This is a genomic window from Leisingera aquimarina DSM 24565 (assembly GCF_000473165.1).
GTDB lineage: Bacteria > Pseudomonadota > Alphaproteobacteria > Rhodobacterales > Rhodobacteraceae > Leisingera > Leisingera aquimarina.
In genome coordinates this window covers 77233-96079 of sequence record NZ_KI421506.1, presented here as the reverse complement: position 1 = coordinate 96079, position 18847 = coordinate 77233, and the positions used below count along the sequence as shown (strand labels likewise).

General features: G+C 63.1%; 18 protein-coding genes. 11 read left to right on the top strand and 7 right to left on the bottom strand.

What is annotated here, in order from left to right; genetic code table 11:
• Positions 1-103 precede the first annotated feature (103 nt).
• Positions 104-1408 carry an AAA family ATPase gene (locus tag AQUI_RS0126380; RefSeq protein ID WP_027260186.1) on the top strand — a complete coding sequence of 435 codons (1305 nt, stop codon included), beginning with the start codon at positions 104-106 and terminating at the stop codon, positions 1406-1408.
• Positions 1405-2505: a ParB/RepB/Spo0J family partition protein gene (locus AQUI_RS0126375; RefSeq protein ID WP_027260185.1), complete on the top strand. Its 1101-nt coding sequence runs from the start codon at positions 1405-1407 to the stop codon at positions 2503-2505. Before AQUI_RS0126380 ends, AQUI_RS0126375 begins: the two co-directional genes overlap by 4 nt.
• Positions 2506-3278: 773 nt before the next feature.
• Here AQUI_RS0126375 and AQUI_RS0126370 read toward each other — a convergent pair.
• Complete coding sequence (locus AQUI_RS0126370) at positions 3279-4319, bottom strand: OmpA family protein (protein WP_027260184.1); 1041 nt, start codon at positions 4317-4319, stop codon at positions 3279-3281.
• Positions 4320-4493: 174 nt separating this feature from the next.
• On the opposite strand from AQUI_RS0126370, the gene AQUI_RS0126365 reads away from it, so the two are divergent.
• Positions 4494-5999, top strand: coding sequence for a caspase family protein (locus tag AQUI_RS0126365; protein WP_342665624.1), 1506 nt, complete (start codon positions 4494-4496; stop codon positions 5997-5999).
• Positions 6000-6402: 403 nt separating this feature from the next.
• Here AQUI_RS0126365 and AQUI_RS0126360 read toward each other — a convergent pair whose 3' ends face one another.
• The 6 genes from AQUI_RS0126360 to AQUI_RS0126335 all read right to left on the bottom strand — a co-directional run bounded on the left by AQUI_RS0126360 (position 6403) and on the right by AQUI_RS0126335 (position 10644).
• Positions 6403-7869: a DUF4384 domain-containing protein gene (locus AQUI_RS0126360; RefSeq protein WP_027260182.1), complete on the bottom strand. Its 1467-nt coding sequence runs from the start codon at positions 7867-7869 to the stop codon at positions 6403-6405.
• Positions 7866-8273 (bottom strand): ExbD/TolR family protein, encoded by a 408-nt coding sequence (locus tag AQUI_RS0126355; protein WP_027260181.1) that lies wholly within the window; start codon positions 8271-8273, stop codon positions 7866-7868. The genes AQUI_RS0126360 and AQUI_RS0126355 overlap by 4 nt, the downstream gene beginning before the upstream one ends.
• The gene (locus tag AQUI_RS0126350) at positions 8270-8680 is read right to left on the bottom strand and encodes an ExbD/TolR family protein (protein ID WP_027260180.1); all 411 of its coding nucleotides are present in this window, start codon (positions 8678-8680) and stop codon (positions 8270-8272) included. The genes AQUI_RS0126355 and AQUI_RS0126350 overlap by 4 nt, the downstream gene beginning before the upstream one ends.
• A gap of 16 nt (positions 8681-8696) precedes the next feature.
• A complete protein-coding gene (locus AQUI_RS0126345) occupies positions 8697-9314 on the bottom strand; it encodes a MotA/TolQ/ExbB proton channel family protein (protein WP_027260179.1) in 618 nt (205 codons plus the stop codon).
• Positions 9315-9317: 3 nt separating this feature from the next.
• Positions 9318-9737, bottom strand: a complete 420-nt coding sequence (locus tag AQUI_RS0126340) for a hypothetical protein (RefSeq protein ID WP_027260178.1) — start codon at positions 9735-9737, stop codon at positions 9318-9320.
• 61 nt (positions 9738-9798) lie between these two features.
• Complete coding sequence (locus AQUI_RS0126335) at positions 9799-10644, bottom strand: hypothetical protein (protein WP_027260177.1); 846 nt, start codon at positions 10642-10644, stop codon at positions 9799-9801.
• 181 nt (positions 10645-10825) lie between these two features.
• Between AQUI_RS0126335 and tssA the strand changes: the two genes are divergently transcribed.
• The 8 genes from tssA (at position 10826) to tssG (ending at position 18846) form a co-directional block, all read left to right on the top strand.
• Positions 10826-11899, top strand: coding sequence for a type VI secretion system protein TssA (gene tssA / locus AQUI_RS0126330; protein WP_027260176.1), 1074 nt, complete (start codon positions 10826-10828; stop codon positions 11897-11899).
• Between the two features lie 70 nt (positions 11900-11969).
• Entirely contained in the window at positions 11970-12485 is a 516-nt protein-coding gene (gene tssB / locus AQUI_RS0126325) for a type VI secretion system contractile sheath small subunit (RefSeq protein WP_027260175.1), read from the top strand.
• A 15-nt stretch (positions 12486-12500) separates the two neighbouring features.
• Entirely contained in the window at positions 12501-13997 is a 1497-nt protein-coding gene (gene tssC, locus AQUI_RS0126320; RefSeq protein WP_027260174.1) for a type VI secretion system contractile sheath large subunit, read from the top strand.
• A 67-nt stretch (positions 13998-14064) separates the two neighbouring features.
• Positions 14065-14565 carry an Hcp family type VI secretion system effector gene (locus AQUI_RS0126315; RefSeq protein WP_027260173.1) on the top strand — a complete coding sequence of 167 codons (501 nt, stop codon included), beginning with the start codon at positions 14065-14067 and terminating at the stop codon, positions 14563-14565.
• Between the two features lie 91 nt (positions 14566-14656).
• Complete coding sequence (locus AQUI_RS0126310) at positions 14657-15460, top strand: type VI secretion system accessory protein TagJ (protein WP_027260172.1); 804 nt, start codon at positions 14657-14659, stop codon at positions 15458-15460.
• Complete coding sequence (tssE, locus tag AQUI_RS0126305; protein ID WP_027260171.1) at positions 15453-15950, top strand: type VI secretion system baseplate subunit TssE; 498 nt, start codon at positions 15453-15455, stop codon at positions 15948-15950. The genes AQUI_RS0126310 and tssE overlap by 8 nt, the downstream gene beginning before the upstream one ends.
• Positions 15950-17827 carry a type VI secretion system baseplate subunit TssF gene (tssF, locus tag AQUI_RS0126300; protein ID WP_027260170.1) on the top strand — a complete coding sequence of 626 codons (1878 nt, stop codon included), beginning with the start codon at positions 15950-15952 and terminating at the stop codon, positions 17825-17827. The genes tssE and tssF overlap by 1 nt, the downstream gene beginning before the upstream one ends.
• Positions 17791-18846: a type VI secretion system baseplate subunit TssG gene (tssG, locus tag AQUI_RS0126295; RefSeq protein ID WP_027260169.1), complete on the top strand. Its 1056-nt coding sequence runs from the start codon at positions 17791-17793 to the stop codon at positions 18844-18846. Before tssF ends, tssG begins: the two co-directional genes overlap by 37 nt.
• Position 18847: the final 1 nt, after the last annotated feature.

Sequence of the window (18847 nt, the reverse complement as noted above, 5' to 3'; positions counted from 1 at the left end):
GCGTTTTTTGCAAATTCGGCGTAAATGAATATTGAGGCTGAATTAGCGTCCGCAAGAATTGGGCGCTGTAAAAAACAACACCGTGTGAGGCTAAGGAGCAGCGATGTTTACGCACGAAGACCTGTCCAAAATGCAGGCCCAATCCCTGAAGATGCAAAGCTGGATCCGCCAGCAGACCTTCTCCCCCGAAATGGAAAAGACCCTGCGCCGGTTCTCCTCCTGGGAAGTGGCGGAACTGATCTTCCGGGTCAACCAGTCGACCCTGCGGGGACGGCTGTCCGCCGATCCTTCCCTGCCCCAGGGCCATGTCGAGGAGGACGGCCGCCAGCGCTGGTATTCGCTGGAGGAGATCAACGAGCTGCGCCGCCGCATCAAAATCAACCGCAAATCCCTGCTGCCCAAGCGCCCCGCGGGGAAGCGGGCGCTGCGGGTGGCGATCTCCAACTTCAAGGGCGGCGCCGGCAAATCCACCGTGGCGCTGCATTTCGCCCATGCCGCGGCGCTGGACGGCTACCGGGTGCTCTGTGTCGACTTCGACCCGCAGGCCACCCTTTCGCATTCCATGGGCCTCAGCGATGTCACCGAGGATTACACCGTCTGGGGCATCATGGCCCGCGACCTGGTGCGCGAAACCGAGCGGATGAACGCTGTGCCGCAGGGGGCCGAGTCCGGCACAGCCCTGCCCCGGCGCCAGCTGCCCGACGCGATCACCGGCATGGGGCTGCAGGACCTGCGGGTCAGCGACTTTGTCAAACCCACCAGCTGGCCGACAATCGACATCATCCCCTCCTGCGCCAATGCGGCCTTTGTGGAATTCGCCTCCGCCCAGTACCGCCACCTCAATCCGGAGTGGTCTTTCTTTGCTGCGGTTTCCCGCTACCTCGACCAGCTGCCGGCTGAAGACTACGACCTGATGATCTTCGACTGCCCGCCCGCCATCGGCTACCAGTCGATGAATGCGGTCTTTGCGGCTGACATGCTTTATATCCCCTCCGGCCCCGGTTATTGGGAGTATGACTCGACCACGTCCTTTGTTGGTCAGCTGTCCGAGGCGCTGGAGGATTTGTCGGCCTTTAACGGCGTTGTCCCCGCGGGGACATTCACTTTGCCCAAGGTTTTTCAGGACGTCCGCTTCCTTCTCACCCGTTACGAGTCCGGTAACGATTTGCACCGTGCGATGCGTTCGGCATTTATGAAGGTGTTCGAGGGTAGGATGACTGAACACCCGATCGAGATGACCCGCGCAGTCGAACAATCGGGCAGGTTCTTAAGTTCCATCTATGAAATCGACTACCGGGATATGACACGCGAAACCTGGCGGCGCGCACGTGCGTCGTTTGATCAGGCTTATGACGAATTCAGGTCTTACGCGTTGGAAGCCTGGGAAAACCTGGAGGATGAGGCATGAGCAAACGCAGAGTCTTCGACATCGACTTCCCGTCTGAACCAGAGGTGTTCCCCGCGGGGACAGCCGCAAAAAAGCCGGACGAGAAACCGTCCGAATCCCGCCGCGGGCCGATGGCCACCGCGATTTCCGAAAACGCCGATGCGTTGCGCACGCGCGCAGAGGCCGAGCAGAACATCCGCGCCGAAAACGACCGGCTGGCACATGAATTTGTCCGGCTGAAAAAGCTGGGCCTGGTGATCGACCGAATCCCGCTTGGCATGATCCGCATGGACAAACTGACCCGTGACCGCAAGGAAGAGCGCGATCCGGAACTGGATGAGCTGAAGGAATCGATCAAATCCGTTGGCCTGTCGAACCCGATCCGGGTGGAAGAGCGTGGCGACGGAAAATATGAGCTGATCCAGGGCTACCGCCGGATGCGCGCCTATTTTTCGCTGCTGCAGGAAACTGGCGACGAAAGCTACGCCGCGATCCCCGCGGGTTTGGTGGCCAAGGGCGACAGCCTGCAGGCTCTCTACCGCCGGATGGTTGATGAAAACCTGGTGCGCCGCGATATCTCATTTGCCGAGATGGCCCAGCTGGCGCTGCGCTATGCTGAGGACACCCAGACCGGGGCTGAGACCACCGAGGATGCGGTCAACGATCTTTATGCCTCCGCCGGGCGCCAGAAGCGGGTCTACATCCGCCATTTCGCCCAGGTGCTGAAGGCGGTGGGCGAGGTGCTGAAGTTTCCGGAGGCAATCCCGCGGGCGCTGGGGCTGGACCTGAAGAAACGGCTGGAGGCGGATGCGATGAACGCCCAGGTGCTGCGGGACACGCTGGCGCGGGTTCAGCCGCACAACGAAGAAGCCGAGCTGGAGGTGTTGCGCAGTTTTGCCGAGGGCAAGCGCAAGAACGCCCCCCGCACCCCCGCTGCGCCGCGTGCCGGTGTTGCCAAGACCACCCTGCGCTGCACTGTCCCCGCGGGGACTGTCCGCTGCCAGGCGCGTGACGGCAAGATCGAGATGGCGATGGAACGCGACTTCTCGGAGATCGACCGGCACAAGCTGGAGGATGCCATTGCCGCGTTTTTTGAGGCATTGGAACAGGAAGACTGACGGGCTGTCCCCGCGGGGACAGCACCGGAAAATGGCTGAGGCCCGGCAGAGATGCCGGGCCTTTTTTGCGTCTGCTGCACCCGCCCGCCGGAGTTTTCAGTGGCCTTTCCCCGCGGGGACAAGCCAGGCTGCGGGGGATGCCCAACAGGCCTCACAGTCTCTAATCCGGTTATTTGAGCCTGTATTTCTGTATCTGTCCCCGCGGGGACACTGGATGGATTTTCGCGAGCGGCGCGGCAATCCTCTTGTGCAGAAGGCCCCTTGACCGGGAACGCGAGGGCCGGAAGTTGGCACCTGTCCCCGCAGGGACAGATGTTAAAAATGCGGATCGGACTGCTGCCGGACTGCTGGGGTGGTCCCAACCGTGCGGCTTTGTTCCTGCCCGCTTTGCCCCCTGAAATTCCGGACTGTCCCCGCGGGGACAAAGGTGCAAATCCGCGGCGGCGGCCTGCAAAGGCCAGTCTGGTCCAGCGGAATTTCCGCCTCTGAGTTTAAAAAAAACCACGTGTCCCCGCGGGGACAAATCTGCGGGGGAACGGATGCTGTGCGCAAAAACGCCTGGTGTTCGCGCTGGAAATGAAACCTGCAGAGCAAGCAATCAGGCCAGCCGGAGAGCCGGAACTTTCACCTGTCCCCGCGGGGACAGATACGCATAAGACCCGCGGAAGAAATGTGTCTGGTGGCAAAAAAAGACCCGGCGCGGGGCCGGGTCCTGGGAGTATCAGGCGCTGTCCCCGCGGGGACAGGCGGGAATTTTCAAGATCAATGGTGGTTCAGTTCAAAATCTTGAACTCAATCCGCCGGTTCTTAGCCCGGTTCTGCACCGTGTTGTTGGGCACCAGCGGCGTGGTTTCACCATAGCCCACGGCCACCAGGCGGCCGTCCGGAATACCCATTTTCTGCAGATACCCGTTGACTGCCGCGGCGCGTTTCTCGCTCAGCTTCATGTTCCAGGCGGCCTTGCCCTGGCTGTCGGTGTGACCGCCGACCTCCACCACCATGCCGGGGCAGCGGCGTATGATGTCCGAAAGGCTTTCCAGAAAGTCGCGGGAACTGGCATCAAGCCGGGCGGTGGAGGGCGCAAAGTTCACGCTGCGCCCTTGCGACAGGATTTCAAACCGGCCGGCACAGGCCTCGCGGCTGAAGTCGCCGCTGGATTCCAGCGCAGTGGCGGCGCCTGCGGTGGCTGTCCCGGCAGGGAAAGCTGCGCTGCCTGGGGCCGTGCGGTCAAACATCAGATCCATGCTGACGAGGCCAACCGGGGTAATGGTGACACCTGCGGCTTCCTCCAGCTTTTCGCGGCCCGGGTTGAGGTTGAAAGCCTCCAGTTTGAGGATGACCGGTTGCACAGTGGCAACGGCGACGCGGTCGTTGCCAAGCAGTGTTACCGCTACCGGAATGGTCAGATCTGCCGTGACCCCGTGCAGCGACAGGGTGACCGGCAGCGCGATCTGTTTGCGCTGCGCTGCAGCAAGATCGGCGATCAGCGCCGGGTCAATGCGGGCAGTGATCACGGCTTCGGGATAGGTGAAGGTTTCAAAGAACAGGAACCGCATCCGCACGTTGCGCAGATCAATGGAGGTATCGACGGAATCCAGCGCGATATGGATCTTGGCATCGCCCTGCTCGGAAATACTGCCGGAAAAGGCGGCAAAGCGGCTGGATTCCGCAATGCTGCCCTTTTTGATCGATATAAAGCGGATGGCGGAGGATTCGGGGTTGAGCTGCCAGCCGTGTTCAAACGGGCCGGCAGCCAGGGCTGGACGGATAAGAAGAAAGAAAACTGTTAAAAATGAAAGGGTTGTACGGAGCATGCGCGATCCATTTGGGTTGCCAGCGTGAAATCCCTGCCGCCAGGCAGGGACAAAAGAGATGGGCCCAGACTAACAGCACACTTGCTGCCGGGCGCAAGGGCACGATAGTTTCGTAACCAAATACCCTTAAGAATTGGGAAGCTGCCCTGAAGGGGCGAGAATTGGAGCAGGTGCGTGCGTGGTTTGATGATCTGGGTCCGGCTGGCGGTGCTGGCTGTTGCGGCGGCCTGCTGGGGTGCCAGAGCGCTGGCCGAAGAGCGGCTGGCGCTGGTGATCGGCAACTCGGCCTATGGTTCGGTGCCGTCGCTGGACAATCCGGTGCGCGACGCCCGGCTGATTGCAGAGACGCTGGAAGGGCTCGGCTTTGATGTCACTCTCGCGGCTGACGCCAAGCAGATAGACATGAAGCGTGCCATCGGCCAGTTCGGGCGCAAGCTGCGCGGGGCAGGGGAGGACGCGACCGGCCTGTTCTATTATGCCGGCCACGGGGTGCAGAGCTTTGGCAGCAACTATCTGCTGCCGGTAGATGTGGCGCTGGCGGATGCGGCCGACCTGGATCTGATGGCAGTAGAGGCGCAGTCGGTTCTGCGGCAGATGGCCTCGGCCCGCAACCGCACCAACATCGTGATCCTGGACGCCTGCCGCAACAACCCGTTTGAGGCGGTGGCGGATTTGAATGAAAGCGGCCTGGCGGAGATGAAGGCGCCGACCGGCACCTTCCTGGCCTATGCAACGGCACCCGGCGATGTGGCGCTGGACGGGGAGGGGGCGAACAGCCCGTTCACTGCGGCGCTGGCGCGCGAGATCACCGCGCCGGGGCGGCCGGTGGAACAGGTCTTCAAGCAGGTGCGCCGGGCGGTCCTGGAGCAAAGCGGCGGCAGCCAGACACCCTGGGACACGTCCTCGCTGGTGAGTGATTTTGTCTTCGCAGAGGCCGGGCCCGAGGTGGTGATGAGCGCCGCGGAGGTGCAGGAAATGCAGATCTGGACCTCGGTCAAGGCATCGCGGGATGCGATGCAGATCATGCTGTTCCTGCGCGGCTATGGCGATGGTAAATACGCGGATGAGGCCCGCGCCATATTGGGGGAGCTGATGGCGGAAGAGCTGCAGGGCGGTGCTCCCGCACCGGCAGTTGCGGCTGCGGCCCCTGCAGCGGCCCCTGCACAGGACGCCGAAGCGGCGATGTTCCTGGCGGCGCAGGGTGATGGCAGCAAGGCGGCCTATGAGGCCTATCTGATGGCCCATCCGGAGGGCCGGTTTGCGGAGATGGCGTCCGCCGAGCTGGCGGCGATGCGGGCTGGCGCGGGCCAGGACCCGGAGGCTGGCAGCGAGGTGGCGGCAGCGGCCCAGCAACCTGAGCCGGAGCCGGTGAAACTGGCGGAACCCGGCCCGGTGACCTATGCCAGCCCGCTGCATACGGAGATGGCTGAGATTTCCGGGCTGACCCTGGCAGAAGCGGTGACCCGCTCGCCGGCTTTTCCGCCGGTTGAAGGCCTGCCGGAGAGCTATTGGAAGGACCAGGCCTGCAGCTCTTGCCACCAGTGGACGCGGGAGCGGCTGTGCACGCAGGGCAACACGTATCTCAGCCTCAACATGCAGCGCTCGTTGGGCAAGCAGCACCCGTTCGGCGGGGCATTGAAACAGGCGCTGAAGAGCTGGGCCGCGGGCGGTTGCCAGTAACGGCCGCAGCCCCAGGCGCAGCGACGCAGGAGAGGGGCTCCCGCCTGGTCCGGCGCATTTCACGAAATGCACCTTCCCAGTTGGGCGCGGCGCTGTGCTTCGCACAGCGCGGGGTTTCACCTTCGGGAAAGCAGACCCTTCGCAATACGGCATTTGCGGGTTGATTTGCTGAGAAGTGCTTAAGGGCAGGTTTGCCCTTAAGACACCATGCCGAGGATAATCCTCCCATTGCGGCCTCAGGGGTGAACCACGCGTGCCGGGCGGCTGCTGACGCAGCCCTTGACCCCGTAAAGAGCGGGGGAGAGCGCTGCGCATTAGCGCAGCGCCGGGCCCAAGGCCGCCAAGGTGCGGCGGCGCAAGCCGCGCGCCTGCGGGCGCGGGAGTACTGCCCTGGCGGCAGGGGTTACGGGGCGTGGGTCGTGATCAGGAAATAGACCCATTCGCCTTTGAAGTCCGGGTGCCGGCCGCGGGCCACCGCCACTTGGGTGCGCAGGTACTCCAGGTAGGGGACTGCAGGCTCGCTGATCGGGCGGGTGCCTTCGTAGAGAGGGTGGGAGGCGGCGAAGGCGACGGCGATTTCCTGGCCGTAGGGCGGGCCGACGGTGATTTGCAGGCCCGGGTCTCCCGCTTGTTTGGCGCCGACGCGCAGGGCGCTTTGGGGGGGTGTCTCCGCCAGCGGCACCAGCTCGTTCGGCGACAGGTGCAGGACTGCTCCGCCGGCGTCGAAATAGTCGACATAGACGTAAGCCGGATAGTCGGGGGCGGTGAGGTCGAAGAACAGCCGCTCGCCGCCGGAATAGTCGAGCACCCGGGCATGGGCGTCTTCCCCCACCAGCAGCGGGTTGGTGATCTGGTCGGTGCTTTGCGGCAGGCCGACGTTTGCGATCCCCGCCAGCGCGCCGCATTGCGGGCGGGGCAGCAGGCGCATCTGGTCGGAGACGGTGATATCGGCGCCCATCTGCGCCTGCAGCGCGGTCAGAACGGGTGACCGCAAACCATTCTCGGGCAGGTGGCCGCGGACCTCCAGCGTGGTGGTTTCCGGGACAAAGGCGACCTGCAGGCGGGAGCAGGGGACGGCGGCGAGGATGCCGGAGACACCATCGCGCAATGGATCGCCTTCGGCCACTGCATCGCCCGGCTGCATGAAGCTTTGGAAGGCGGCGAGGGAGACCGGGTCTATGTCGCCGCTGCCGCCCTGGAAGGCCAGTGCCGCCTTGATGCGGGGCGGGTCTGGGATCGCGGCTGGAGTTCGCCGGGATGGCGGGACGGTGTCCGTCAGCGGCGTGGACACAGGCTGTGCCTCGGGGCTGGGCTGGCTGGCGGGGGTGGTCTGCAGCAGGGCTGCCGTATCGGGTTGCGCAGTGACCGCTGCGGTCAGCGGAGCGGCAGCGTTTGCCAGCGTAATGGCGGGCTCCTGCGCGGCGGCCAGCAGGACGGGGGCGGCCGGGCTGACGTCTGGCAAGCTGGCGGCAGGCGCGGAGGTGCTGGCGAGTTTGCTTGGCGGGGCTAGAGCAGGGGGGGCCGCGGAGACCTGAGTGGCAGCGGGTGCAAGGCTGGCTGCCAGCGGGGCCGCAGAGGCGAGGCGGTCTGCTGCGGGGGCTTTGGGCGCGGCCTTGGATTGCGGAATGCTGCCAGCGGCAAGGCCCTGGCTTTGCGCTTGAGATTCAGAAGCTTGCTCGCCTTCCGGTGCCCGGTGCACGGCCTTGGAGCGGGGGATGCGGTGGGCCTGCAGGTTGAGGTTGCTTTCGGGATTGGGCTGTTGCGGCACCGGCTCCGGTATCAGCGAGATGAGCAGCGCGCCGGCGCCCGCGGCATGGACCAGAGCCGAGGCGGCAAGCCCCAGCGCCCAAATGGCCGGTGCGCGGCTCATCCGTCCGTTTCCGGGGTGACCACCAGCACCACGTTCCTAAATCCGAGTGCCTCGCCCTGGGCCACCAGCGGCAGCACATTGCGCAGCTCGGCGGCGCGGTGGGCGTTGATGCGCAGGCGCAGCTCCGGGTCGTTCTCCAGCAGCGCGGAGAGGGCAGGGGAGAGGGCGCCGCGAGTGATCTCCTTGCCGTCGAGCGCCAGATCTCCTGTGGCGGAGATGGCCAGGGTGATACCGCCTGCGGGCATGTCGCGGCCGGTGACGGCGGTGGCGGGGCGGACGTCAAACGGGGCAGTGGCGTCCATCCGGCCGATCAGCATGAAGAAGACCAGCAGGAAGAACACCACGTCAATCAGGGCAATGATGGTTTCGGAATGCGGGTTGCGGGCCGGGCGGTTGAGCTTCATGGCGCTGCCTCCAGCCGCAGCACGCGCAGGCGGGTGACGCCGGCCAGGGCGGCGGTGTCCATCACCGTGATCAGCGCCTGGGTTTGGGCGGCGCCGGAGGGCAGGATGACGACCTGGGTCAGCGGTTCCTCAGCCATCGCGGCGGAGAGGGTTGTGCGCAGGGTCTCGCGGTCCAGAGCTGTACCGCGCAGCACCGGCACGCCGTCGGCGCCGAGGCGGATCATCAGGGTGCCTGCCGGGGTTTGGGGGCTGCCCGCGGTGCCTTCGGAGGGTTTCACTGCCGGGATCATGTCGAGGTTCAGATAGGTGGAGGTCACCATGAAGAACACCAGGAGGATCAGCATGACGTCGATCATCGGCACCAGAGATATCAGGGCGCGGGGGCGGGCGGGCCGGTTGATCATCATGGCATCCTCCCCCGTGTCAGCGCGACCCGTCGATCAAGAGCAGGCGGCCGGCGGCGCTTTCGATGGCTTGCGCCGCGGCGTCGATGCGGGCGGCAAACAGGCCTGCGGCGACAGCGGCGGGGATGGCGACCAAGAGGCCCGCGGCGGTGGTCAGCAGCGCTTGCCAGATACCGCCTGCCAGTACCGAAGCATTGGCCGCGCCCTGCGCCAGCTCCAGTTCCTGGAACGATTGGATCATGCCGAGCACGGTGCCGAGAAGGCCGAGGAGGGGCGAGACCATGGCGATCAGTTCCAGCAGGCGGATGAGGGAATTCATCCGGCTCACTTCCTCGTTGCCGCGGCGCTGCAGTTCATCCTGCAGAAGCGGGCCGCGCAGGCCTTCTTGCAGGGCCTGCATGGCGTAGGCCATGACCCGGTCGGCGGGGGATTTCCCGGCTGAAACACTGTTCTGCGCCTGCTTGCGGTCGCCGTCCTTCCACAGGGCAAGGGCCTGTTCACGGGTGTCCTGGCCGGAGCGGACCGGCCAGAGCTGGATCAGTTTGACGGCGATCACGGTGAGCGACAGCAGCGACATCAGCGCCAGAAGCGCAATCACCGGGCCGCCGGTGCCAAAGATTGCCCAGGTGCCGGCCATGGCTTATTTCACCAGCGGGGCGGCGGCGCGGGAGCCCAGTTCAAGGATCGGGAAACAGTCCATCTGCGCCTCGTTTTGGGGCTGGCAGGATGTGATGTCATGCAGCAGAATTTCCGAGATGTTGCTGCAGGCGATTTCCGGAATCTCAAACAGTTTCAGCGTGGTGCGCTGTACGGGCAGGGGGGCGGCGTCGATCGACAAGAGCCGGTCGATCACCCCTTGGCCGTCGAGGATGGCGAGCGACATCTCAAACCCTTCGAAGCTTTTGCCGGTCTGATTGCGGAACAGGAAGAAGGCGCGGCAGCCGCCGGTGTCGATCTCCTCGGTTTTGTTCAGCTCGACCCGCAAGGGGCCGGTTTCGGCAGCCGCCGCCAGCGGCAGGGCAGCGAGGGCGAGGGCAGATAGCAGGCGTTTCAAAGGCATCACTGTCTCCGGGTTCCGGTTATCGTCGGCCAGCCCGCGGCGCGCGGATTGGGGTGTTTGGTCAGACCAGGACGGTCAGCGCCTTTTCGATCTTGTCCATGGCGTCGCGGGCCGAGTCGAGGTCGCGGCGTTTCAAATGGCGGGCGGCCACATGCAGGGCGCGGCCCAGCCGGTCGCGGACCTTGCCCGGAGCGCGGGCGACATTGGCCTGCAAGGATTGGGCGCGTTTGACCTGGGCGCCCAAGGACCGCTGGTCCATCTCGCGCTGGCCGCGCTTCAGGGTCTTGGCCTCGTCCTCGCGGTCCTGGCCGATGCGGGCCACAGCGCGTTCGATCACCACAACCATCGTCTCGGCCTCTTGCAGGCGGCCGTCGTTGATCAGGCTGACGGATTTGGCGAGGGCGCGTTTGAGTTTCAGCTCCAGAGGGCCGGGTGCCAGGCCGATACGCGGCTGGATGCGTTTCAGCCGCCGTTTCAGCGGTGCGATGGCGCTTGCGTCGATGCCTGAGGCGGAAATGTCGGAGGTGTCCTCTTCTGTCACCTGGCCTTCGGATTTTTCCGGTTTGAGGCTGTCGAGCAGGTTGCCGCCGTCATCGTAAAACAGCACGTTGACCTGGGGCTTGTTGCGTTTAAGGAAATTCTTCAGTTCGGTGACCATCCGCTGCGGCGCGGTTTCGCAGGTCATTTCCATCTCGCCGGAGCGCACGACATAGGTGCCCCAGGCCATCGGCGGGCCGCCGCCCTCCTTTTTCATCGGGTTCTTCAGGGTTTCCGGTTTCTTGCCCGGCTGGATCATCAGCAGCGGATCTTTGGCCTGGTCCAGACAGAAGGCGAAACTCATCCGTTTCTTGGCCCCTTCGCGAACCATCGCTTTGACTTCCTTGCCGGAAATGCGCTCAATACTCATTATTCGCCCGCCGCAAAAAGCTGTGAAAACATTTGACTTTAGGATGCCGATAAGGCTCTCTTGGGGTCAAGTTTTAGTTTGAGATTAGGGCAACCTTAACCACCGGACCTGAAAAGGGTGGGGGTTTGCTTGACGTTACGTCAATAGGGCCGCAAAACCGGAAAAAACGGGGGGCACATACATGGATCCAGCAGCATTACTGCAATCCAAAGGGGGCGACGCACCCAGCGGCGAGAACCTCGAATACGATCCAGCCTTCACGGAGATGGAGCTGGCCGCCCAGCCGGGGGAAGAATCGGTTGTGGGCAACGAGACGATCGAGGCGACGGATCCAGATTACCGCGAAGTTCAAAAGAAAGCGCTGGAAGTGCTGGAACGCAGCCATGACCTGCGGGCGGCAGTGTTCCTGGGCGATGCGCTGCTGCACTCCGAAGGGCTGACCGGTTTTGCCGATGTGACAGCCTATGTCCGCGGCTGCCTGGAAGAGTTCTGGGAAAGCTGCCATCCGGAGTTGGATGAGGACGACGGCGATCCGACGATGCGGATCAATGCGGTGCAGGATCTGTGCGGCCAGCCCGACGGCATGGCGGGGGCATCGCCGCTGTACCGTTCGCTGCGCCGGGCGCCGCTGTCCGAGAGCCGCGGCTTCGGGCGGTTCTGCCTGCGCGACATCGAGATTGCCGAAGGGGTGATGACCGCCCCGGAAAGCATGGAGCATATTCCGGACACCGCCACCATCGGTGCCGCCTTTCAGGACAGCGACGAAGCGATTGTGGCGGAACGGCTTGCGGCGATTGAAGCGGCGGAAGAGAATGTCCGGGCGATCTCGGCGGTGTTTGATGAGCAGACGCCGGGGCAGGGACCGGATCTGAGCGGGCTGATCAAACTGTTGCAGCAGATTGCCAAACGCATCCGTGAGTATGGCAATATCAGCGCAGGGTCAGAGGCCGCGGATGAAGAGGCTGCCGAAGACGGCGCCGCCGAGGACGGCGGGGCTGCTGCACCGGCGGCAGGCGGGCGGGCCGCGCCCGGCGCGCCCGGGGTGATCAATTCGCCCGTTGACGTGTCCAATGCGCTGGACCGGATCATCGGTTATTACCGGCGGGCGGAACCCTCAAGCCCGCTGCCGATCCTGCTGGAGCGGGCAAAAAAGCTGGTGGGGGCCGATTTCCTCACCATTATGAATGATATGGCGCCGCAGGGGGTGGAGAATGTCCACCTGATCGGCGGGATCGACGAAGATGACGACGACTGACGGACGCGGGATCTGCAGCGGCGGAACGGGCCGCGGCAACCGCGAAAGCAAGACGAGTAAGGAGACCTAGATGGCCGGAAGTTCACAGAAATTCATTGCCCGCAACCGGGCACCAAGGGTCCAGATCGAATATGACGTGGAGCTGTACGGCGCCGAGAAGAAGGTGCAGCTGCCGTTTGTGATGGGCGTGATGAGCGACCTGGTGGGCAAATCCGAAGTGGAGCAGCCCGCGGTTGCGGACCGCAAGTTCCTGGAAATCGACGTGGACAACTTCGATGACCGGATGAAGTCGATGGCGCCGCGCGCCGCCTTCACGGTGCCCAACACGCTGACCGGCGAGGGCAACCTGGCGGTCGACATCACGTTCGAGAGCATGGACGATTTCAAGCCCGCCGCAATTGCTGCCAAGGTGGAACCGCTGCGCGAGCTTTTGGAGGCCCGCACCCAGCTCAGCAACCTGATGACCTATATGGACGGCAAGACCGGCGCCGAGGATCTGATCTCGAAGATCATCCAGGATCCGAGCCTGCTGAAGACGCTGGCAGCGCAGCCGAAACCCGGCGGCGACGCCGACAGCGAAGAATAAGAGCGGAGGACGAAAATGGCTGAAGAAGAACTCCAGGCGGAAGCCGCTGGTGGTGAAGCCGCCTTTGGCTCGGCTGAATTTGCGAGCCTGCTGCAAAAGGAATTCCGCCCCAAATCGGACCAGGCCAAGACGGCGGTTGAAAGCGCGGTCAAGACCCTGGCCGAACAGGCGCTGGCAAACACCGCGCTGGTGTCCGACGATGCGCTGCGTTCGATCGAGAGCATCGTGTCGGCGATTGATGCGAAACTGACCGAGCAGGTCAATCTGATCCTGCACAACGAGGATTTCCAGCAACTGGAAAGCGCCTGGCGCGGCCTGCACTATCTGGTCAACAACACCGAGACCGATGAGCAGCTGAAAATCCGGGTGATGCCGATCACCAAGAAAGAGATGTCGAAGACCCTGAAGAAATTCAAGGGCACCGCCTGGGACCAGTCGCCGCTGTTCAAGAAGATCTACACCGAGGAATTCAGCCAGCTGGGCGGCGAGCCCTACGGCTCTTTGGTGGCGGATTATCATTTCGACCACTCGCCGCCGGACATTGAGCTGCTGGGCGAGATGTCCAAGATCGCCGCGGCCGCCCATGCGCCGCTGATCACCGGCGCCAAGCCGACCCTGTTCCAGATGGACAGCTGGTCGGAACTGTCGAACCCGCGCGACCTGACCAAGATTTTCCAGACCCCGGAATATGCCGCCTGGCGGTCCTTGCGCGACAGCGAGGATGCGAAATACGTCGGCCTGGCAATGCCGCGGTTCCTGGGGCGTCTGCCCTATGGCTCGAAAACCGATCCGGTCGACGAGTTTGCATTCGAGGAGGACACCGCAGGCGCCACCAGCGAGAAATACGGCTGGGTCAACGCGGCCTATGGCATGGCGGTGAACATCACCCGGTCGTTCAAGATGTACGGCTGGTGCTCGCGGATCCGCGGTGTGGAAAGCGGCGGCACGCTGGAAAACCTGCCCTCGCATACCTTCCCGACCACCGATGGCGGCGTCGATCAGAAATGCCCGACAGAGATTGCCATCGACGACCGGCGCGAGGCGGAACTGGCGAAGAACGGCATGATGCCGCTTATTCACCGCAAAAACACCGATGTCGCCACCTTTATGGGGGCGCAATCGCTGCACAAACCGGCCGAATATGACGATCCGGACGCCTCAGCCAACGCCAATCTGGGCGCGCGGCTGCCGTATCTGTTCGCCACATGCCGGTTCGCGCACTATCTGAAGTGCATGGTGCGGGACAAAGTCGGCTCGTTCAAAAGCCGTCAGGACATGGAATCCTGGCTGCAGGACTGGATCAACAACTATGTTGATTTCAACGCGGATATCTCTTCGGAGAACGAGAAGGCGCGCAAACCTCTGGCCGCAGCCGAAGTGGTTGTGGAAGAGGTCGAGGGCAACCCGGGGTATTATACCTCAAAATTCTTCCTGCGCCCGCATTACCAGCTTGAGGGGCTTTCTGTCTCGCTGCGGCTGGTATCCAAACTGCCCTCGGAAAAGGGAGGCTGATTTTCCACTCCCCAGCCTCAAACGATCATAGTGCAGTAGAGATCTTAGTTATTGAAAGGATAGAAAAATGGCTGCTAACATGTTTGTGCAAATCTCGGATGTCGAGGGTGACGCCACCGAAGAACAGCACAAGAAATGGATCGTCATCCAGTCCGCAAGCTGGAACGTCGAGCGTGCCGTTGAAATGACCGACCTGGGGTCGACCCAGCGGATGCATGCGAACTCGAACTTCGGCAAAATCGAGCTGACCTCGCAGATGGGCAAAGCGTCGAACGGTCTGGCGCTGTCGGTGGCCAACGGCACCGTGCGCCCGGAAATCATCATGCATTGGTGTCGGTCCGGCGACAGCGCCAGCGCGGGCCTGCTGGTCTATTCGGTCTGGAAGCTGAAAGACGTGGTGATCGACAGCTATTCAATTTCGGGCAGCGAAGACGGCATTCCGGAAGAGACCTGGTCGCTGGCTTATGCCTCGATCGAACATGAGTACAAATCGACCAACCAGAAAACCGGCAAACTGACCACTGAAGGCACCTTCAAGTGGAACGTTCAGACCGGCAAGGTCGAGTAAAACCAATGGCTGGCCCCGGGCGTATTTGCGCCCGGGGTCCGTTTTTTCTGACGTATTTGCAGCATCCACCCTAGTTTCGGAGTAGACCCCCATGACACCCGAAGAGCATCTGAAAGCTGGTGATCCCAGGGCGGCGCTGGAAGCGCTGCAGCAAAAGATCCGGGGTGATGCGAGCAACGCCAAGCTACGGGTTTTCCTGTTTCAGCTGCTGTGTGTGCTGGGCGACTGGAATCGGGCGATTGCGCAGTTGAAGGCGGCCGCGGGGCTGGATGAAGGCGCCACGGTGATGGCGCAGGCTTACCGCGAGGCGATTATTTGCGAAGTCTACCGCGAGAAGGTTTTTGCAGGCGAGAAGGCGCCGCTGATCCTGGGCGAGCCGGAGGAATGGCTGGCGCATTTGATTGAGGCGCAGAAACTTCTGGCGCAGGGCAAGGCGAAGGAAGCCGCTGAACTGCGCACAAAAGCGTTCGATGCGGCCCCTGCCAGTTCTGGCGAGGTCAACGGCAAGAAGTTCGACTGGATCGCCGATGCCGACATGCGGCTGGGTCCGGTGCTGGAGACCGTGGTCAACGGCAAATACTACTGGCTGCCGTTTTCGCAGATCGTCTCGTTCGAGGCGGAGGAGCCGAGCGATTTGCGCGACGCCGTCTGGACAGCCGGCACGCTGACCCTGGCGGGCGGCGGTTCGGTGGCAGCAATGATCCCGACACGTTACCCAGGCTCGGAAAAGGCGGACGGGCTGTCGATGCTGGCGCGTGCCACCGTGTGGCAGGATGCCGGTGCGGAAACCTATACCGGTCTTGGCCAGCGGCTGCTGGCGATCGGGGATGAGGACATTGCCATCATGGATGTGCGCACACTCCGGATGGATGGGCATGACTTAGAGAATGGCTGACAAAACTCTGGCCGAGCGCCTGCAGCCCTCGCTGCTGGACCGGCTGACAGACAATGCACCCGGCGATCAGAAGGAAACCCGCGAGAGCCGGGTTATTGATCTGTCGCGCTTGCGGGAAATCATTCAGCGAGATCTGTCCTGGCTCTTGAACACCCAGAATGTCGAAAGCCATTTCGATGCGCAGAGATACCCATCGGTATCGGCGTCTGTGCTGAATTACGGGCTGATCGAAGTGGCAGGCGAGGCCTCGACCAGTGAAAAGGCCGAGGCGATCCGCCAATCGATCAAGCAGGCGATTGCCACTTATGAGCCGCGGATCATCGAAGGGTCGGTGGATGTGCGGCTGCAGGATGGAACCGATGCGACCGAGATGACCGTGGGGCTGGAGATACGTGCTGATATGTGGGCGCAGCCGATGCCGCTGGAGCTGTATTTGCGCAGCAAGGTCGATCTGACCACCGGCGAAGTGCAGATGGAAAGGGCCATGTGATGGATACACGGCTGCTGACCCATTACGAGAACGAGTTGAACTACCTGCGCGACATGGGCGGGGAGTTTGCGGCGGCCTATCCCAAGATCGCCGCGCGGCTGGGGATGGAAGGGGTTGAGGTTCTTGACCCTTATGTGGAAAGGCTGCTGGAGGGGGCGGCGTTTCTGACTGCCCGCGTCCAGCTGGAGCTGGAGCTGCAGTATCCGAACTTCACCTCGAACCTTTTGGAGATCATCTATCCGCATTACCTGGCGCCGACGCCGTCGATGATGATTGCGTCGTTTGAACCGGATGTGGCGAATTCAGCGGTCAAAAGCGGCTATGTGCTGAAGCGGGGGGCGACTTTGCGGTCGCGGCTGAGCGAGGGCGAGCAGACGCCTTGCGAATTCCGCACCTCTGCCGATCTGACCATGTGGCCGATCCAGATCACCGAGGCGCATTATATCGACGGGCGCGGCGAGCTGGTCGCGGCGGGGGTTGCTGCTGGATATGATGCGCGCGCGGGCATCCGGTTGCGGATCAAGCGGATTGATGGCGATCCGATCAGCAAGCTGGGGATGGATGATCTGTCGCTGTATCTGACCAGCGAGGCGGGCAACAGCTGGCCATTGCTGGAGCTCTTATGTACCCAGGTGCAGGGAATTGTCGCGCGGTCCACCGACCGGCGGGCGGATTGGCAGCTGCCGCTGCGCGGGGCCAAAGTGGTGCAAAAGGGCTTTGGCCCGGAGGAGGCGTTGCTGCCGCTGCCGCGCCGGGTCTATGACGGCTACCGGTTGGTGCAGGAATATTTTGCGATGCCGGAGCGGTTCCGTTTTGTGGAACTGCAGGGGCTGCAGGCGGGATTGGCAAAATCCGCAGGCGATGAGGTGGATCTGTATATCCTGCTGCGTGAAGGGATGCCGGAGATTGCCCCGATCGTGGTGCCGGAAGTGTTCAAGCTGAACACGGTGCCGGCCGTGAACCTGTTTGAAAAACGCTGCGACCGGGTGCGGATTGCGCCGATTGATACCGAACACCACGTGATCCCGAACCGGACCGCGGGTCTGGATTTTGAGATTTACGGCTTGAACAGCGTGACCGGGATCAGCGGCGAGGGGGAGGACGACGTGATCTTCCGCCCGTTCTATTCTGCCAATGATTTCACTGCCGCGGGCGAAAGCCACCCGGCCTATTACACCGTCAAACGGCGGATGCGGCAGCGCTCGGAGAAAGAGCGCTTGCGCGGGGTGCGCAGTTCCTACCTGGGGTCGGAAGTCTACCTGACGCTGGTGGACCGGTCGCAGGTGCCCTATTCCTCGGGGCTGGAGCAGCTGGCGGTCAATGCGCTGTGCACCAACCGCGACCTGCCGATGCTGCTGGCCACCGGTAATGATGATGTGTTCCACCTGCCCGAGGGCGGCCCGGTGCGCAAAGTGACGCTGCCGGTGTCCCCGACCCGCCCGCATCCGACACTGGCGCAGGGGGATACCGCCTGGCGGTTGATCTCTCACCTCAGTCTCAACTACGTGTCGATTGCTGAGACCGGCAAGGGCCAGTCGGCAGAGGCGCTGCGCGAGCTGGTCGGGCTTTATGCGCCCCTGGGCGACCGGGTGACCGAAAAGCAGCTGGAGGGGATCCTGTCGGTGGGCGCCCGGCCCATCGTGCGGCGGATGAGCGACGAGATCCTGTCGACCGCAGTGCGCGGGCTGGAAATCACCCTGGGCTTTGATGAGAGTTATTTCGAGGGCAGCAACATCTACGTGCTGGGGGCCGTGCTGGAGCGGTTCTTCCGCGGCTATGCCAGCATCAATTCATTCACGGAGACAGTCCTGAAGACTGAAAAACGCGGGGAAATTGCCAGATGGCGACCGGAAAAGGGCCTCGGCCGGACGATCTGAGCCTGTATGGCCGATTGGCCATGGCGCCTGAAAAGCACCATGTTTTTCAGGCCTTGCGGGTATTGGAGGCGCATTTCGATGACGCCCCGCGCCTTGGCGAAAGCCGGCGCCCGCGCGAGGACAAGCTGCGTCTGGGGCAGGAGGCGGAACTGGCGTTTCCGCCCTCGACCATTGCGGATTTCAAACCGGCCGAAGGCGGCAAGCCCGCGGTTCTGACCAACCGCTTCTTTGGCTTGTTCGGGCCGCAAGGGCCGCTGCCGCTGCATCTGACCGAATACGCCCGCGACCGCAAACGCAACCACCGCGACCCGACGATGGTGGCCTTTGCCGACATGCTGACGCACCGGCTGATGAGCCTTCTGTACCGGGCCTGGACGCAAGGATCCCCGGCGGTCAGTTTTGACCGGGCGGATGATCCGATGGCGCGCAAAGTGTCCTCGCTGATCGGTTATAACGGGTTCAAATTCGGCGACCGGGACGAGATGCCCGATCTCGCCAAGCTGCATTTTGCCGGCCATCTGGCCAAGGGTGCCAAGAATGCGGAGGGGCTGGTGTCGATCCTGTCGGCGTTTTTCGAGGTGCCGGTGCAGCTGCAGGAGTTTGTCGGCAGCTGGCTGGAGCTGGAGCCGGACGATCGCTGGCAGCTGGGTTACGGTGGACTGGGGCAGGCCACCAGCATCGGCGAGAAGGTCTGGAGCCGCTCGGCCAAGTTCCGCATCCGCATCGGACCGTTGAAACTGGAAGATTACGAGCGGCTGCTGCCGGGCGGCGAGGCGTTAAAACGGCTGCGGGCGATTGTGCGGTCATATGCCGGTGACTTTCTAGATTGGGATGTGAACCTGATCCTTGCAGGCGACGAGGTGCCGCGCGCGTCGTTGGGGGGCACCACCCGGCTGGGGCACACCAGCTGGATCCGGTCGCGTCCGGATCCGGATGCGGACCAGCCGGATGTGAGTGATTTATACCTGTACCCGGGATTTGGCGCCGGGGCTGAAGAGCGAGTAGAGGGAGGGATTTAAG

Coding starts and splice junctions, on each gene's coding strand:
- AQUI_RS0126350 (WP_027260180.1), bottom strand. CDS start 8,680: ATGATGATCAACCGGCCCGCCCGCCCCCGCGCCCTGATATCTCTGGTG.
- AQUI_RS0126355 (WP_027260181.1), bottom strand. CDS start 8,273: ATGAAGCTCAACCGCCCGGCCCGCAACCCGCATTCCGAAACCATCATT.
- AQUI_RS0126340 (WP_027260178.1), bottom strand. CDS start 9,737: ATGCCTTTGAAACGCCTGCTATCTGCCCTCGCCCTCGCTGCCCTGCCG.
- tssE (WP_027260171.1), top strand. CDS start 15,453: ATGGCTGACAAAACTCTGGCCGAGCGCCTGCAGCCCTCGCTGCTGGAC.
- AQUI_RS0126345 (WP_027260179.1), bottom strand. CDS start 9,314: ATGGCCGGCACCTGGGCAATCTTTGGCACCGGCGGCCCGGTGATTGCG.
- tssG (WP_027260169.1), top strand. CDS start 17,791: ATGGCGACCGGAAAAGGGCCTCGGCCGGACGATCTGAGCCTGTATGGC.
- tssB (WP_027260175.1), top strand. CDS start 11,970: ATGGCCGGAAGTTCACAGAAATTCATTGCCCGCAACCGGGCACCAAGG.
- tssF (WP_027260170.1), top strand. CDS start 15,950: ATGGATACACGGCTGCTGACCCATTACGAGAACGAGTTGAACTACCTG.
- tssA (WP_027260176.1), top strand. CDS start 10,826: ATGGATCCAGCAGCATTACTGCAATCCAAAGGGGGCGACGCACCCAGC.
- tssC (WP_027260174.1), top strand. CDS start 12,501: ATGGCTGAAGAAGAACTCCAGGCGGAAGCCGCTGGTGGTGAAGCCGCC.
- AQUI_RS0126375 (WP_027260185.1), top strand. CDS start 1,405: ATGAGCAAACGCAGAGTCTTCGACATCGACTTCCCGTCTGAACCAGAG.
- AQUI_RS0126370 (WP_027260184.1), bottom strand. CDS start 4,319: ATGCTCCGTACAACCCTTTCATTTTTAACAGTTTTCTTTCTTCTTATC.
- AQUI_RS0126335 (WP_027260177.1), bottom strand. CDS start 10,644: ATGAGTATTGAGCGCATTTCCGGCAAGGAAGTCAAAGCGATGGTTCGC.
- AQUI_RS0126380 (WP_027260186.1), top strand. CDS start 104: ATGTTTACGCACGAAGACCTGTCCAAAATGCAGGCCCAATCCCTGAAG.
- AQUI_RS0126310 (WP_027260172.1), top strand. CDS start 14,657: ATGACACCCGAAGAGCATCTGAAAGCTGGTGATCCCAGGGCGGCGCTG.
- AQUI_RS0126360 (WP_027260182.1), bottom strand. CDS start 7,869: ATGAGCCGCGCACCGGCCATTTGGGCGCTGGGGCTTGCCGCCTCGGCT.
- AQUI_RS0126315 (WP_027260173.1), top strand. CDS start 14,065: ATGGCTGCTAACATGTTTGTGCAAATCTCGGATGTCGAGGGTGACGCC.